Raw genomic sequence first — 293 nt, forward strand, 5'->3', positions numbered from 1 at the left:
CACCTATTCTTCTTTTGTTCAGTTTTGAAGGAACTTAACTTCCTTTAGGGGCCTATAGCTCAGCTGGTTAGAGCGCACGCCTGATAAGCGTGAGGTCGATGGTTCGAGTCCATTTAGGCCCACCATTTTCATAAATTTCATTCCCATTATGGGGCTTTAGCTCAGCTGGGAGAGCGCCTGCCTTGCACGCAGGAGGTCAGCGGTTCGATCCCGCTAAGCTCCACCATTGCACATCTTACGATGATGCCTTTTTAAATTGTTCTTTGAAAACTAGATATCGACATCCAAACAAT

The 293-nt window shown here is 46.1% G+C and carries 2 tRNA genes; both read left to right on the plus strand.

The features are described from left to right. Nucleotides 1-48: 48 nt before the first annotated feature. Nucleotides 49-125: transfer RNA gene (locus AWM68_RS14830), tRNA-Ile, on the plus strand. 25 nt (nt 126-150) lie between these two features. Next, nucleotides 151-226, plus strand: a tRNA-Ala gene (locus AWM68_RS14835). Nucleotides 227-293 lie beyond the last annotated feature (67 nt).

The organism is Fictibacillus phosphorivorans, assembly GCF_001619875.1.
Lineage (GTDB): Bacteria > Bacillota > Bacilli > Bacillales > Fictibacillaceae > Fictibacillus > Fictibacillus phosphorivorans_B.